Source organism: Martinezella multihospitum, assembly GCF_900094585.1.
In the GTDB taxonomy this organism is placed as follows: Bacteria; Pseudomonadota; Alphaproteobacteria; order Rhizobiales; family Rhizobiaceae; genus Rhizobium; species Rhizobium multihospitium.
The window spans coordinates 127,049-141,736 of the sequence record NZ_FMAG01000007.1 but is presented as its reverse complement, the minus strand read 5'-3'; the positions used below and the strand labels follow the sequence as shown (position 1 = coordinate 141,736).

The window sequence follows — 14,688 nt, the reverse complement described above, 5'->3', positions numbered from 1 at the left end:
GTAATGATATTACATTACAAAAGAGGTTGTCATGAACAAGAAGCTCCCGGTCACCGTCCTTTCCGGTTTTCTCGGCGCCGGAAAGACGACGCTGCTCAACCATATCCTCAACAATCGCGAGGGCCTGCGCGTTGCCGTGATCGTCAACGACATGAGCGAGGTGAACATCGATGCAGCACTGGTGCGTGATGGCGGCGCCAATCTCTCCCGCACGGAAGAACAGCTCGTCGAAATGACCAATGGCTGCATCTGTTGCACGTTGCGCGACGACCTGCTGAAGGAAGTCCGACAGCTCGCCGAGCAGAACCGCTTCGACTATCTGCTGATCGAATCGACAGGGATCGCAGAGCCCCTGCCCGTCGCCACCACTTTCGAGTTTCGGGATGAAGATGGCAGCAGCCTCTCCGACGTTGCCCGGCTCGATACGATGGTGACGGTCGTCGACGCGGCCAATCTTCTGGCCGACTATGGATCGACGGATTTCCTTGCCGACCGGGGCGAAACCGCCGGCGACGGCGACAACCGGACCATCGTCGACCTGCTGGTCGAGCAGATCGAATTTGCCGATGTCGTCATCCTCAACAAGGTCGGTTCGGCAACGGCTGAACAACGCGACGCCGCCCACAAGATCATCGTCGGCCTCAACCCTGATGCACGTCTCATCGAGGCGGATTTCGGTGCGGTCGAACCGGCGGAGGTTCTCGGCACTGGTCGCTTCGATATCGATCGCGCCGAAACGCATCCGCTTTGGTACAAGGAATTGCACGGTTTCAAGGATCATGTTCCCGAAACGGAAGAATATGGTATCCGTTCCTTCGTCTACCGCGCGAAGAAACCATTCGATCCCACGAAATTTCAAGCCTTTCTCAATCGCTCTTGGCCGGGCGTCGTCAGAGCCAAGGGCTTCTTCTGGCTTGCGACCCGACCGTACTTTGTCGGCGAAATGAGCCAGGCCGGCGCGCTCGTCCGCACGAACAAGATGGGCCTCTGGTGGGCTGCCGTATCGCAGGATCAATGGCCAAACGATCCCGGCTTCAAGCGGGCGCTAGCACCCTATCTCGATCCGATCTGGGGTGACCGCCGGCAGGAGCTGGTGTTCATCGGCGCCGACCCGATGAGCGAGCAGCAAATCACGGTTGAACTGAACGCTTGCCTGATCGAGGCGGATCGCTTCACGCCCGAGCGTTGGCGGAATTTGCCCGACCCCTTTGCGAGCTGGAACAGGTTACCGGCATGAAACAGCCGAAAGTGATCCGGTTCCGCTGCCACTGCTTCGAATGCAGCGGCAACAACGAACAGCCGAACGATCAATCGCGATCCGATATGGTCGAAACGGATCGAGACAGCACAAAATCAGGCGAAGACAACCCTCGCCTGATACCGGACTTGATTGGAAAGCTATTATTTGGGGCTTGAACGCGAGTTCAGGCCACCAGCATGCCTGCGGGAACCGCGATGATCTCATGCATGACGAGCAATGCACCGATCACTTCCGCCTTGGCGCGCAACGGCGTCATGGTGCAGTGAAATACCTTGCCGGGCTCGATCTGGCGATAGGAGGGATAAAGGCACTCCACCTTCTCCCCGGTAAAGCAGGCATCAAGCTTCGCCTTAAGGCTGCTTTCGAAATCTTCCGCACCGACGAATTCCGAGATGTGACGTCCCACGAGTTCCATCGGCTTCGACTTCAGGAACTCCGAATTGGCAGCGTTGCTGTAGAGATAGCGATAGTCCCGCGTCACGACGGCAACACGATCCGGCAGGCTGTCCAGAATGACATCGTTCAGAACGCTACTTTCTTCGAAGCCGAACGCATCGCCCCGATCGATTTTCTCGCTTGAAAACGCCCTAAGAACTTCGCCCGCTGCTTCGCTCGCACCGCCGAAATAGCGATCGATCAGCACCGAAAGCGATGCGGAGTTGCGCATGACGCGCGAGCGATCATCCGATTCTTCTCGGATGAGATTGTTCATGAACTGGAGCTGCATGTAAATTTCAAGCAGACTCGTGGCCTTATAAGCCAGGATAGCCGCGATAAGTGGCTCCAATTCGCGATCAAGTGACGCTACAAGCTCATCATCGCCAAGTTTTATCGCACGCTGAATCTGGTTACATTTCGTGGAGAAGGCATGAAAGAGTGCCAGCAAAATTGCCCTCCTGTCCCCGTACATAACAGGACGCAGGGGCCTCGATTCCCGGCGTTGCCATGCCCAAGGATATTCAGCTTGGTGTCCGCAATCTCACCAAACTTTCCGTATTGTGAATTAACATGACTTACCCCCACTTTCAATCCGGATGAGCGGAAGTTCTCGGGAAAGGAGAACTTTCTGAAATGCAAGGCTTACTGGGCGTAATGACTGCATGAAGACCGGATGCAAATATACATGCAAAACCGTCGGTAACGGGCCAGAATAGATGCCTAGAAAACGCTCTTCTTGATATTCCAGCGGTCATGATACCAGAGCCATTGCTCGGGGTTTTCCCGCACCCAGCTTTCAACCTTGTCGTTCAACATCTGCACCGTTGCGGTCAGATCGAGACCGCCGGCTTCGTTGCGCGGCATCTCGAGCTTCGGCTCGATCTCCAGCCGGTAGCGATTGCCGGGTAGGCGGATGCAGCGGGCCGGATAGACCTCGCAATTGAACTGGCGCACCAGCTTCGGCAGCAGCGGATTGGTCTTCACATCCCGGCCGAAGAACAAGGTTTTCAGGCCCTTGCGGAATTTCTGGTCGACCAGCACACCGACACCACGACCGGCCTCCAGCTCCCTGGCGAGCGCGAAAGATGACCCGGCGTGGGAAGGCACGAGATTGCCCATGCGCTTGGCGCGAAAATCGAATACCTTCTGAGCAACGTAAGGATTGTTGGGCGGGCGAAAGAGCACCGTCACGGTCAGGCCGAAGGCAGCGCCCGCAACCGGCAGCAGCTCGAAATTGCCGGTATGACCGGTAAAGACGATAAACGGCCGCGGATTGTCCCTGAGGTCAAGGAAGATCGGAATGCCCGAAACTTCGATGCGGCCGGGCGTATCGCTATGGGGATCGAAGTCGAAAAGCCGGTCGAGGAAGACATATTCTGCCGCCAGGCGGCCCATATTGCCCCAACTTGCGCGCGCGATCTCATCGATCTCCGCCTCGCTCTTTTCCGGAAAGGCATTGCGCAGATTGGTCAGCATCAGCTGATGCCGGCGCATGCGCGGGCCGATCTTGCGGGTCAGCCAATCGGCGAAATTGATGCCCGCATCCGCCGGAAACAGCTTCAAGAAATTGAGGAAGCCGAAAATGACCTGTGCCACCAGCCACTGCTGGAAATTTCTGAGCGCAAGGACGATCCGGGTGATAAAGAGCTTCACGCGGCTCAGTCCATCTTCAGGATGATCTTGCCGAAGATCTGGCGCGATTCCATCCGCTCAAGCGCCCGGTCGATATCGTCGAAGCCGACTTCGGTATCGATCACCGGATGAACGAGGCCGCGCGCCATCTTCTGCATCGCATTGGCCATGTTCTCCATGCGGCAGCCGAAGGAGCCGAGCAGCTTCAGCTGCTGCTGGAACAGCATCATCAGGTTCATTTCGGTCGAAACGCCCGAGGTCGAGCCGCAGGTGACGAGACGTCCGCCGCGCTTCATGCAGAGCATCGAGCCTGCCCAGGTATCCTTGCCGACATGTTCGAAGACCACGTCGACACCCTTCTTCTTCGTCAGCTTGCGGACGACGCCCTCGAAGCGGTCCGTGCGATAGTTGATGACGTGATCGGCGCCGAGTGCCTTTGCCTTCTCGATCTTATCGTCGGAGCCGACCGTGGTGATGACCGTGCAGCCGATCTTCTTGGCAAGCTGGATGGCGGCGGTGCCGATGCCCGAGCCACCGGCATGCACGAGGATCGTTTCGCCCGGCTCCAGCTTGGCATTGTCGAACAGCATATGCTCGACCGTGCCGAAGGTGACGGGCGCAAGGGCAGCACCGATCGCATCGACGCCGGGAGGCGCCGGAACGAGAAGGCGAGCCGGCAGATTGACCTTCTCCTGCGCGAAGCCATCGAGATGGAAACCGTGCACGCCGCCGACATGTTCGCAGAGATTGTCGCGTCCCTCGCGGCAATGACGGCAGAGGCCGCAGGTGCGTGCGCCGTAGATCGACACCAGCTGACCCGGCAGCACATTGGCAACGCCCGGCCCGATCGCTTCGACCACGCCGGCAGCCTCCGCACCGATGACGAGCGGCATCTTGCGCTTGGCAAACGCCATGCCGCGCCAGCCCCAGACGTCGATATGATTGAGGGCGACGGCCTTGACGCGCAAGGTCACCTCGCCCGCACCCGGCGCCTCCGGCTCCGGCAGATCGGTGATCTCAAGTTTGCGGTCGTCGATCAGTTGCAAAGCACGCATGGCAAAGTCCTTCGCCCCTCGGGCGCAGTTGTATCCTGTTTTTCAGAAGTCCGCTTAAGCCGGTTCAAGCGCCATGACAAGGCTCGCATTCTGACCGCCGAACCCGAAAGAGTTCGAAAGCACAGCATTCACCTGCTTTTCACGCTTCTTGTTCGGCACCACGTCGAGGATGATCGACGGATCCGGATTATTGTAATTGATGGTCGGCGGCAGCGTGCCGGTCAGCATCGTCTGCAGCGAGAACACCGCCTCGACTGCACCGGCAGCCGTCAGCGTATGGCCGATCATCGACTTGTTCGAGGAAACCGGAATGGTCGGAAGCCGCTCGCCGAAGACGGCGGACATCGAGCCGTATTCCATCTTGTCGTTCTCCGGCGTCGAGGTGCCGTGAGCGTTGATATAGCCGATATCGGTTTCAGCCATGCCGGCATCGGCAAGCGCTGCGCGGATCGTCGCGATCGCCGGGCCGCCGTCGGGCGAGGAGCGTGTGCGATGGAAGGAATCGGCCTTGTCGCCGGCACCCTTCATGATGCCGAGGATCTTGGCGCCGCGTGCAACCGCTACCTCCAGCGATTCCAGCACCAGCGTCGCAGCACCTTCCGCGATGACGAAGCCGTCGCGATCCTTGCTGAACGGCTTGGAAGCCTTGGTCGGCGGATCGTTTTGCGTCGACAGCGCCGAGAGCAACGAGAAGCGGATCAGCGCTTCGGCGCTCAGCGAGCCGTCGGTCGCAACGGTCAGCGCTCGCGTGGTACGTCCCTGGCGGATCGCCTCGATGCCGAGCTGGATGGCAGTCACGCCCGATGCGCAGGCCGTCGACAGCGTTACCGGCAGCCCGCGGGTGCCGAAACGGTCCGACAGGCGCTCGGAAATGGCGCCGAAAAGAGCGGCTTCATGGAATGCGGGATCGGGGCGCTGGCGCATGGCGGCGAGGAAGCGTTCATACGCGTCGCCGTCATGATCTGCCGGAGGAGAGCGATCGGCCAGCTCGAAGCGGGCGCTCCACTCGGGTTCGATCGGTGGTGCAGCCAGGAACAGCGGCGCGTCGAAATCACCGGAAATACCGGCCTGCGCCAGGGCTTCGATGGTTGTTTCGCGGGCAAAGGCATAAGAACGCTCGACAGCGTTCGGAACGGGGATATCGATGAAATCCACCGTGCCGGCAATGCGCGTCGACAACCCGTCTGTCGGGAAACGGGTAATGCCATGAATGCCTGACGTGCCCGAAGACAGTGCATTCCAGTTATCCTGCAGGCCCTGCCCCAGCGACGTGATGATCCCCATGCCTGTCACGGCAACGATCGGGCGTCCGAGATGATCCTTGTAAGCGGTCATATCCTGTTCCTCACGCTTCAGCGGAAAGTACGGCGATGCCTTCGCCGCGCGCATGGCCGACGGTGGTGACCACGGCCTTGCGGGCACCCGTCACCATCGGCTGTTCATGCGCGGCATCGAACTGCGGCACCTTGGCCTGGTTGGCGACGGCCAATGCCGCGAAGGCGAGCCCGAGCGGGAATTGGCTTTCCAGCCCATGGCCGGAAACGCCGGAATAGGCGCGGATGGCCGAGCCCGGAAGCTGTGCCTCAAGCACCGCCTTTTCGCGCTTCGCCAGATCGGGGATTGCCGTCGTGCCTGAAAAAACCACCGTCGCATCGCCGGCTGTCGGCTTGGCAGGCGCGAGCATGCGCTCCAGCCGCGCTTCGAACTTGCCGTCGTCGCGCCTGCCGCGATCGCCCTCGACCGCATCGATGGTCGCATAGATATGGGCGCCTCGGCCTTCGGCATGGGCACGCGATTCAAGAACGAGGAAGGCGCTGAGCGATCCCATGATCATGCCGCCGCCATCTTCCGGCTTGCGCGACCAGATGGGCTGCCATTCGCCCCGGACATGGGCATTGACCGCTTCGATCAGCAGGATCATGTCCAGTCTTTCGGCGGAAAAAGCGCCGCCCACCAGGGCATGGCTCGATTCGCCCGACTTGATGCGATGGAAAGCGGTCTCGACAGCGGAAATGCCGGAGGCTTCCTCGCCCATGAAGGTGCGCGACGAACCTGTGACCTTGTGGACGATCGAGATGTTGCCGGCAAGCAGGTTCGAAAGCTGCGCCAGGAACAGGGTCGGCCGCAGTTCGGTCGTCAGCTTCTCGTTCAGGAGCAGCTCGCGGTCGTTGCGCTTCAGACCCTCGTTGACGATCAGCGTATCGACATTGGTATCGCGTTCGCCGCCGCCCGCCGCGACGATCATGTCCATCGTGCCGCAGGCTTCGAGATCATCCTTGAAGCCGGCATCGTCGAGCGCCAGGCCGGCGGTGAAGACGCCGATGCGCTGCCAGTTTTCCATCTGACGCTGATCGCCGCGCTTCGGAATCTGCTGCGACCAGTCGATCTCGGGCAGCGGATGCACGGGATAGGGCTTGAACTTCTCGGTTTCGACAATGGTCGGCGGTGCCTTGCCCGCGGTCAGCAGGGCCACATGCGCATCCTTGCCCACACCCTGGCAGGTGACGATGCCGATACCTGTGATCACCACATCATTCTGAGCCTTGCTCATTCATCAATCCTCTTCGAATGCGGCGCCGAACAAGCCGGCAGCATCAACCGTTGGCGGCGATGGCGTCGAGAAGTCCGACCTCGCCTGCCCGCTTGCGCACGATATCGCCGAGCGGCACCTCATTAAACGGCATGGTGCGCAGCTTCAACTGCGCATCGCAAACCTTCTTTCCAGCAATGGTGATCCGCGCCTTGGTTACGGCAAAGCCCGAGCCCTCATGTTCCAGATCGGCTTCGATATCAAGTTCGGCTTCCGGCTCGACGAAGGTCCGCATCTTGGCACCATCGACCGACATCAGGAATGGCATATAGGCGAACTTCGTCGCCGCAAGCACGAGCATGCCCGAAGCCTGAGCCATGGTTTCGATGAGGAGAACGCCGGGAACGAGCGGCATGCCCGGGAAATGGCCTTCAAAGACCGTGCTCTTCGCCGGAACCACCGAATGCGCCTTCAACAGGCCCTTGGACAGGTCGACGGACTCGACCCTGTCGATCATCTGGAAATATTCCAGTAGCATCAACGCCTCCGATCCAACCCGGCAACGAGGATGCTCCGGGCGGGATACGCTATTTAAGAATGAAACCGCCCGGCCGCCATATTCAAAGGCGGCTGGGCGTCAAAAAAATGCAAGGATGTCGCTCAGCCCTTGGCGGCGCGCAACTCGTCGATCTTGGCACAGAGATTCTTCAGCACGAAGTATTCTTCGGTCGAGACCTTGCCTTCGTTGACTTCCTGCGTCCACTGCTCGAGCGGGATCTTGATGCCGAATTCCTTGTCGATCGCGAAGACGATATCCAGGAAGTCCAGGCTGTCGATGCCGAGGTCGTCGATCGTGTGGCTATCCGGGGTGATGGTGTCACGGTCGATTTCGCTGGTTTCAGCGATAATGTCGGCAACTTTGTCAAATGTAGCAGTCACTGCCCATACCTCTTGAAATAATAATTCAATCCCCCTCATAGGGAAATCCATTCCAAAAGCCAATGGTTTCCAATGGAAGCCACGGCAATTTGGCGAAGCACTGTTGCGCAAACAGCAAAATGACAGTCGCGTCACAATTGCAGAATTATGGCGACATGACCGCGAGATGCGGCAGCATTACGGCCAAACCGCAAGGACGAAGCGTTATCCCCTCGCGAAAGATCACTCGCTGATGACGATGCGCGTATTATGAAGCCCCGCGTCCGATGTCATCGCAAAGAAGGTGGCAGCATTGCGGGTATCAAGCCGCACGCAGCCATGCGATGCTGGCCGTCCGAGCTGCCTCACCTCATAGGTGCCGTGAATGGCATAGCCGCCATTGAAGAACACGGCGTAAGGCATCGGCGCATCGTCATATTTCTTCGAGCGATGATCCCTGGACAGCCATTTGGCCGTGTAGGAGCCTGTCGGCGTCACATACCCCCTGCGCGCCGTCGACACTCGCCAGCGATACTTCAGAGCCCCATCCTCCGAAACGGTCATTGTTTGCGATCGAAGATCGACCACTGCAAGAACAGTCCCGGCATGGGCCGAAACGGTGTGGAATTGCATGCACAGACATGCCGTTACTGCGAACGCGATACGTTTCATCTTGCCCCTCCGACTGTTTGCTTCCTTATGAAGCAATTCAGACGATGGGAGAGTCTATCGCTATGCTGATTATACCAAATTAATACATATAGTGAGCGATTGCTTAATTCAGAGACGCTCACAAGAGCAGCAAGAAACCCAGGAAAGCGAGAAGCGTCAGCATCGTACAGGCGGAATAGAATATGGAAATGCCGGCTTCGATGTCGTTGACCGTGGCAGTATCGCGGCCAGCGCCATTGATCATCGGCTCGCGCACGAGCTCACCGCCATAGATTCGCGGACCTGCAAGCTGGATATCGAGCGCACCTGCCATGGCTGCTTCCGGCCTGCCGGAGTTGGGCGAACGGTGCAGCCCACCATCCCGCACCGCAATGCGGATCGCATTCCCAAGTGCCGAGATTCCCCGCTTCACCAAAGCACCGACGGCGATCAACAGGATGGACAGGCGCGCGGCCGGCCAGTTTGCGATATCGTCGAGGCGCGCAGCAGCGCGGCCAAAATCGACATAGGTCTCGGATTTGTGGCCGATCATCGAATCGGCGGTGTTGAGCATCTTGTAGAAGAAGAGGCCCGGCAGCCCGAAAACACCGTACCAAAGGGCCGGTGCGACGACGCCGTCGGAAAAGTTCTCGGCAAGGCTTTCGATGGCCGCACGACAGATACCCGGCTCATCCAGCGTCTCCGGATCGCGGCCGACAATGCGCGATACCGCAAGACGTCCACCTTCGAGACCATCGGAACGCAATGCCCGCGATACCTCTCCGACATGATCGGCAAGACTTTTCTGCGCCATGAAAACCGCCACGAGCCCCGCCTCGACCAAGATGCCGAGCCAGCCGAAGAAGGCCAGAAGCCCATGAACGGCCCAGCCAGCGATGGCAGCGCCCATGAGCAGCGCGACGATCGACATGACCCCGTTGCGGCGGCGAAGCACGCCGGGCAAGTGCTTTGCATTGAACCGCTGGTCGAAGGATGAAATCGCCTTGCCGAACAGCACGACCGGATGCGGAAAGCGCTGCCACAGCCAGTCGGGATCGCCGACGATGCGGTCTAGCAGCAAGGCAAGGACCAGAATGAGCAAATGTTCGTCGGCGGTCATGTCGAATAATCCTCTAGAGCATGATGCCGAAAAGTGTTTGAGCGGCTTTCGGACGACATCATGCTCTACTTCTTTGATTCTAGAGCGGATTCAGATTTTAGATCGAACAGACCTAAAATCATCCGACTCTAGTACCCCGGCGAGTCTTTGGTCTGCCTCCTCATCCCGGGCCAGCCCGAAGCGCAGCCAATTGCGCGCATAATCGAACTTGCGGACCAGAATATGATGGCGGCAGAGATGCGTATATATGCCCTCGGCGCGGTCGTCCGCAACCAGTGCAAACAGGGCGGTGCCTCCTGCGACATGCAGCTTCGAGCGGCGAAGAACCGCCTGCAGCGCAGAATGCCGATGAAGAATACGGTTTCGGATGGCGCCTGTGTCGCCTTCCATGAGCGACGCGGCGATCGAAAGAGCCGGCCCGGAAACCGCCCAAGGGCCGAGCCAATCCTCGAAACGGGTCAGGATCGCGGCCTCGGCAATCACGAACCCGAGCCGAAGACCGGCCAGACCGAAAAACTTTCCAAAGGAACGGAAGAGGACGAGGTTCGGCATCGAGGCGGCAAAAGGCGCCATGCTCGCCGCCGGCTCCATATCGCCGAAGGCCTCATCGACGAGAAGGATCCCTCCTCGGCTTCGTAGCCTGTCGTGCAAGTCTAGCAACTGCTCGACGGACAGCATCCGCCCGTCCGGATTGTTCGGATTGACGACAACGACCAGCCTGTCGTCGGCGGTAAGCTCGGCAGCCGTCGAAACCTGATGGACCCGCAGGCCGGCAAGCGTGAAGGCGCGCGCATATTCGCCATAGGTCGGCGAGAAGATCGCGACGCTGCCGCCGGACACGAACCTCGGAAGCAATTGAATGACCGATTGCGTGCCTGGAACCGGCAAGGGCAGGATATCGCCGCTGCGATAGTAGCCCCTCGCCGCTTCCCGCGCCCGCTCCTGCAGGTGCTGGTCGGGTAGCCTGTGCCATGCTGCAGCCGGGATTTCCGGCAATGTCACTGGATTGGGATTGATGCCGGTCGATAGATCCAGCCATTCCTCCGGGCGCCCGCCATATTGGCGTGCTGCAGCCGTGATGCCGCCGCCATGGGCGATCTTGCTGGTCATGCTGCGTCACCGGCGAGATCGATCAGATGCATGTAAGAGCCGGCAACATTGCCACGCTGCAGACCGGCGGCACCGAGATCGACGTTAAGCGCATCCCTCACCGCAAACAGACGGTCCGCCTTGCCTTCCGATACGATGGTTGAATAATGAAACTCATGCGCCGTCATCGGTTTGGCGAAAAAGGAACCGGCAAGCGGCATCACGTGCCGATAGCCGAGATGACGCTCGCGCTTCTCATAGCTGGTGACGACGGGCAGAAGGCCGAGCATCTGATGGCGGATGCCAGCCACATCCACAAGCCCCTCGCCAAGCACCATATATCCACCGCACTCGCCATAGATGCGCGCACCGCGCGTCGCAGCAGTCTTTACGCCCTCTTGAAACCGCTGGGCAGCGGCAAGCTTTCCGGCGTGCAATTCCGGATAGCCGCCTGGCAGATAGACGGCATCGGCATCGGCCGACGGCGCTTCGTCCGCAAGTGGAGAAAAGAAGGATATTTCAGCGCCACGACGCTTCCAGCCGAGCAGCATGTGTTCGTAGCAGAAGGCGAAAGCGATATCCCGCGCCACGACAATGCGCTGGCCGAACGGCATAAGCCGCGCAATATTGGCCGCTGACGTGCGAACGAGATGGCGCTGTGCCGCCCGTAAGAGCAGTTCGAAATCGCAGGCTTTCGACACCACCTCGGCAGCCGCCTCGATAAATTGCTCCAATGCCCCATGCTCTCCCGCCTGCACCAGACCGAGATGCCTTTCCGGTAGCGCCAGGCCGTCATCGTTACGGATAACGGCGACAACGGGCATGCGCACCGCATTCAGCGCCTGGCGCAGCATCTTCTCGTGCCTGTCGCTGGCGACACGATTGAGGACGACGCCGGCAATGCGGATATCGGCGCGAAAATTGGCAAAACCTGTAACGACGGCCGCTACCGATTGCGACATGCGCGAGCAGTCGACGACAAGCACGACGGACAGGCCAAGCAAGGCTGCAAGATCGGCCGGCGTGCCCGTACCGTCGGCGGCACCATCAAACAGGCCCATCATCCCCTCGATGACGAGCATCCGTCCGCCGGCGCGATGGAGCGCGGAGTTGGCGGAGATGAGTTCGGCGCGCATCGCCCAGGGATCGAAGTTGAGACAAGGCGATCCGACCGCTGCGGCGTGAAAGGCGGGATCGATGTAGTCCGGCCCGGCCTTGCCGGATGCGACCGCAACACCCTTGTTTCTGAGGGCCCGCAGCAGACCAAGCGTGAATGTGGTCTTGCCGGAGCCTGACGAGGGTGCCGCGATCAGAAGGCCGCTCATGCCGACACCTTGCGTTCGCTTTCCCCCGGCCTTTCGGCCGCCGGCAACAGTGTGCGGCCAGAAAGCGCGCCCAGCCAATCGAGCGACGGCCGCAATTTCACCACCTCGCCGACGACGACGATGGCGGGCGGCTCGAGGCCCGAGGCTTCGACATCGCCAGGCGCCCGCCCGAGCGTCGTCTCCAAAACCTGCTGCGAGGATGTCGCCGCATTGCAGACGAAGGCAACGGGTTCGTCCGCCGAACGGCCGGCAGCGATGAGATTGGCGCTGATCTGAGCGATGTGCTTCATCGCCATATACATGACGATGACGGGCGATCCCTTGCTGATCGCCTCCCAATCGATCGCATCCGGTACGACGCCGGAGGAATCATGGCCGGTCAGGAAGGTGACGGCATGGTTGACGTCGCGATGGGTCACGGGAATGCCGGCATAGGCCAAGCCGCCGATCCCGGCCGTGATCCCCGGCACAATGCGAAAGGGAATGCCGTGCTGGACTAGCATCAGCGCCTCTTCGCCGCCGCGCCCGAAAACGAAGGGATCACCGCCCTTCAAACGCAGGACACGCTTGCCGGCCCGCGCCAACTCCACCAGCCGCAGCGAAATATCCCGCTGCCTGGCCGACGGCTTGCCGCCGCGCTTGCCGGCATATTCCAGCACCGCGCCCGATCTGGCGAGCTTGAGACAATCTTCATTCACAAGCGCATCATGCACGATGATGTCAGCCTCGGCCAATCCCTTGGCGGCCAGCAGGGTCAAAAGCCCCGGATCGCCCGGCCCGGCGCCGACGAGCCAGACGGACCCCGGCTCCAGGGCCGGCAGATTGGAAAAGGCGCTATCGTTCATCTCATGTGTCCTATGCCCGGATGGGCGAAATTGCAATGTTGAGAACGGGATAAGGCGATCTCGGTTCGACACCGCTCCCGTTGCAGACATTACGTCACGTAGCCCCTCGGCATGAGCGACAGCACGCTATGGGCTTTTCCAACGACGACAGGACACGAAAAACACGCCGATCGATCACGCAGCGTTCCGGGCTCGATATACGCGGACACTCAAATAGGCTCTTTACGGGCCTGGAGAATGGTCTTCAGCGAATTGTGAAGGGGGGCGCTGTCGCCCCCTTTCACTGGGCTCAGTGCTTCACCTTGCCCAGAATCACGTCGCGGATCAGGTCGAGAACCTGCTCAGACCGAATACCGGTGCAGGCGATCTGGCTCGGCAGATTATCCCAATCGCCCGGCGGGAAGCGGCACCCATCCTGTTTGATGATCGTCTGGCCATCGGCAATACCACCGCAGACGACGCGGATCGAGCCCTCGATCGTGTCGAACAGCTCGGGCGCCACGACATAGACGCAGGCGCAGCTGTCGTGAACCATCATGCCGTCTTCAACCGCATGCTTGTAGAAATCGATATAGGACTGCGAGAGATCGGCCAGCAGCTGCACGGACGGGCCGCCGGCCTTCGCCATGTCGGCGAGGTAGCTGCGGCTCATGGTCGTCACCGAGGTCACGTCGAGACCGACCACGACCACCTTCCAGGCCGCCTTCATGATGAAATCGGCCGCTTCCGGATCACCATGAATATTGGCTTCGGAAACTGGCGTGACATTGCCCGGCACGTAGAAATTGCCGCCCATGATGACGACGCCCTTCACGAGCGAAGCAATTTCGGGATCGTGCTTCAGCGCCAGGGCGAGGTTGGTCATGCGGCCGACGGCGACCAGGGTCACCTCGCCTGGATTGGCGCGGACGGTGTCGATGATGAATTGATAGGCCGGGCGCGGATCGGTCGGCAGATCGATCGTTTCAGGCACGTCGATGTCGCCGAGGCCATTGTGGCCGTGAACGACCGCCGGCCACGGCCGTTCCGGCCGCGAGGGATCAAAAGTGACACTGGCGCCGCGCGCAACCGGGCACGGAATATTCCACTCGCGCTTCAGGAACAGCGCGTTGCGGGTCGTCGTGTCGACAGAGGCGTTGCCGAAAACCGTCGTCACGCCGATAAGGTCGATATCCGGGTGACGATGCAGAAAGAGAAGCGCCATGGCGTCATCGACGCCCGGATCCGTATCATAAATGACCTTTTGCATGATTTTTCCTTACCAACATACTGAGTAAGCTTGATCTTCCGGAAACTTCCTCCCGTCGGAGATCGCGCTTGACCTATCGGCATACACGAGAACTGCCGGTGGCGGAATGCCACCACGATGCCCCACGGATCATTTGTGAGATTTGCGTGGTGAATTCACTGCTCAGACGATCATGGCGATCGCCGCCGTGGCAAAGCTGGACTTGATCTTGGGCAGCACGAGCTCCGAATCCGGGCCGGCGGCGGCCAATGCTGCAGCCTCGGCGACGCCATGGCAGCCGACCTGGGCGAAGACGATCTCGGACGGGTTCTTCAGCCTGGGTGTCTCCCGTTCCAATGCCGCGGCCTTGAAGAAGCGTACCGGAAGGCGAAAATGCGTTGCAGTTTCCAGTATTGCCGGCTCGTTCATGCGCGCATCGATCGACACGATGGCAAGAACCTGCTCGCTTCCGATCCCGGCCTCCTCAAATGCTCTTTCCGCAAGCATCCGCACGTCGTTCCAGTCCGTGCCACGCTCACAGCCGAGTCCCAGAAGATAGCGGCGAGTGGAATTGGCATAGGTTGTCATATTCACCC

General features: G+C 60.1%; 15 protein-coding genes. 1 reads left to right on the top strand and 14 read right to left on the bottom strand.

What is annotated here, in order from left to right; translation table 11 throughout:
• The first annotated feature begins 31 nt into the window (after positions 1 to 31).
• Positions 32 to 1,237, top strand: coding sequence for a GTP-binding protein (locus GA0061103_RS25645; protein ID WP_092716160.1), 1,206 nt, complete (start codon positions 32 to 34; stop codon positions 1,235 to 1,237).
• A 187-nt stretch (positions 1,238 to 1,424) separates the two neighbouring features.
• Here GA0061103_RS25645 and GA0061103_RS25640 read toward each other — a convergent pair whose 3' ends face one another.
• The 14 genes from GA0061103_RS25640 to GA0061103_RS25575 form a co-directional block, all read right to left on the bottom strand.
• Positions 1,425 to 2,147 carry a PAS domain-containing protein gene (locus GA0061103_RS25640; RefSeq protein ID WP_092716158.1) on the bottom strand — a complete coding sequence of 241 codons (723 nt, stop codon included), beginning with the start codon at positions 2,145 to 2,147 and terminating at the stop codon, positions 1,425 to 1,427.
• 272 nt (positions 2,148 to 2,419) lie between these two features.
• Positions 2,420 to 3,352, bottom strand: a complete 933-nt coding sequence (locus GA0061103_RS25635) for a lipid A biosynthesis lauroyl acyltransferase (protein WP_092716156.1) — start codon at positions 3,350 to 3,352, stop codon at positions 2,420 to 2,422.
• 5 nt (positions 3,353 to 3,357) lie between these two features.
• Positions 3,358 to 4,386, bottom strand: coding sequence for a zinc-binding dehydrogenase (locus GA0061103_RS25630; RefSeq protein ID WP_092716154.1), 1,029 nt, complete (start codon positions 4,384 to 4,386; stop codon positions 3,358 to 3,360).
• Between the two features lie 54 nt (positions 4,387 to 4,440).
• Complete coding sequence (locus tag GA0061103_RS25625; RefSeq protein ID WP_092716501.1) at positions 4,441 to 5,721, bottom strand: beta-ketoacyl-ACP synthase; 1,281 nt, start codon at positions 5,719 to 5,721, stop codon at positions 4,441 to 4,443.
• A gap of 10 nt (positions 5,722 to 5,731) precedes the next feature.
• Positions 5,732 to 6,937, bottom strand: coding sequence for a beta-ketoacyl-ACP synthase (locus GA0061103_RS25620; RefSeq protein ID WP_092716152.1), 1,206 nt, complete (start codon positions 6,935 to 6,937; stop codon positions 5,732 to 5,734).
• Positions 6,938 to 6,980: 43 nt separating this feature from the next.
• Positions 6,981 to 7,454, bottom strand: a complete 474-nt coding sequence (locus GA0061103_RS25615; protein ID WP_092716150.1) for a 3-hydroxyacyl-ACP dehydratase FabZ family protein — start codon at positions 7,452 to 7,454, stop codon at positions 6,981 to 6,983.
• 122 nt (positions 7,455 to 7,576) lie between these two features.
• Entirely contained in the window at positions 7,577 to 7,855 is a 279-nt protein-coding gene (locus tag GA0061103_RS25610) for an acyl carrier protein (protein ID WP_069613139.1), read from the bottom strand.
• Positions 7,856 to 8,077: 222 nt separating this feature from the next.
• A complete protein-coding gene (locus tag GA0061103_RS25605) occupies positions 8,078 to 8,506 on the bottom strand; it encodes a L,D-transpeptidase (protein ID WP_092716146.1) in 429 nt (142 codons plus the stop codon).
• Positions 8,507 to 8,624: 118 nt separating this feature from the next.
• Positions 8,625 to 9,605 carry an adenosylcobinamide-phosphate synthase CbiB gene (cbiB, locus tag GA0061103_RS25600; protein WP_092716144.1) on the bottom strand — a complete coding sequence of 327 codons (981 nt, stop codon included), beginning with the start codon at positions 9,603 to 9,605 and terminating at the stop codon, positions 8,625 to 8,627.
• A gap of 90 nt (positions 9,606 to 9,695) precedes the next feature.
• Positions 9,696 to 10,715 (bottom strand): threonine-phosphate decarboxylase CobD, encoded by a 1,020-nt coding sequence (gene cobD / locus GA0061103_RS25595; RefSeq protein WP_092716142.1) that lies wholly within the window; start codon positions 10,713 to 10,715, stop codon positions 9,696 to 9,698.
• The gene (locus tag GA0061103_RS25590; protein WP_092716141.1) at positions 10,712 to 12,019 is read right to left on the bottom strand and encodes a cobyrinic acid a,c-diamide synthase CobB; all 1,308 of its coding nucleotides are present in this window, start codon (positions 12,017 to 12,019) and stop codon (positions 10,712 to 10,714) included. The genes cobD and GA0061103_RS25590 overlap by 4 nt, the downstream gene beginning before the upstream one ends.
• The gene (gene cobA, locus GA0061103_RS25585) at positions 12,016 to 12,864 is read right to left on the bottom strand and encodes a uroporphyrinogen-III C-methyltransferase (RefSeq protein ID WP_092716139.1); all 849 of its coding nucleotides are present in this window, start codon (positions 12,862 to 12,864) and stop codon (positions 12,016 to 12,018) included. The genes GA0061103_RS25590 and cobA overlap by 4 nt, the downstream gene beginning before the upstream one ends.
• A gap of 289 nt (positions 12,865 to 13,153) precedes the next feature.
• Positions 13,154 to 14,113, bottom strand: coding sequence for a nucleoside hydrolase (locus GA0061103_RS25580; protein WP_092716137.1), 960 nt, complete (start codon positions 14,111 to 14,113; stop codon positions 13,154 to 13,156).
• 162 nt (positions 14,114 to 14,275) lie between these two features.
• On the bottom strand, positions 14,276 to 14,680 hold the full coding sequence (locus GA0061103_RS25575) for a cobalamin biosynthesis protein (protein ID WP_092716135.1): 405 nt from the start codon (positions 14,678 to 14,680) through the stop codon (positions 14,276 to 14,278).
• Between the last annotated feature and the right edge of the window lie 8 nt (positions 14,681 to 14,688).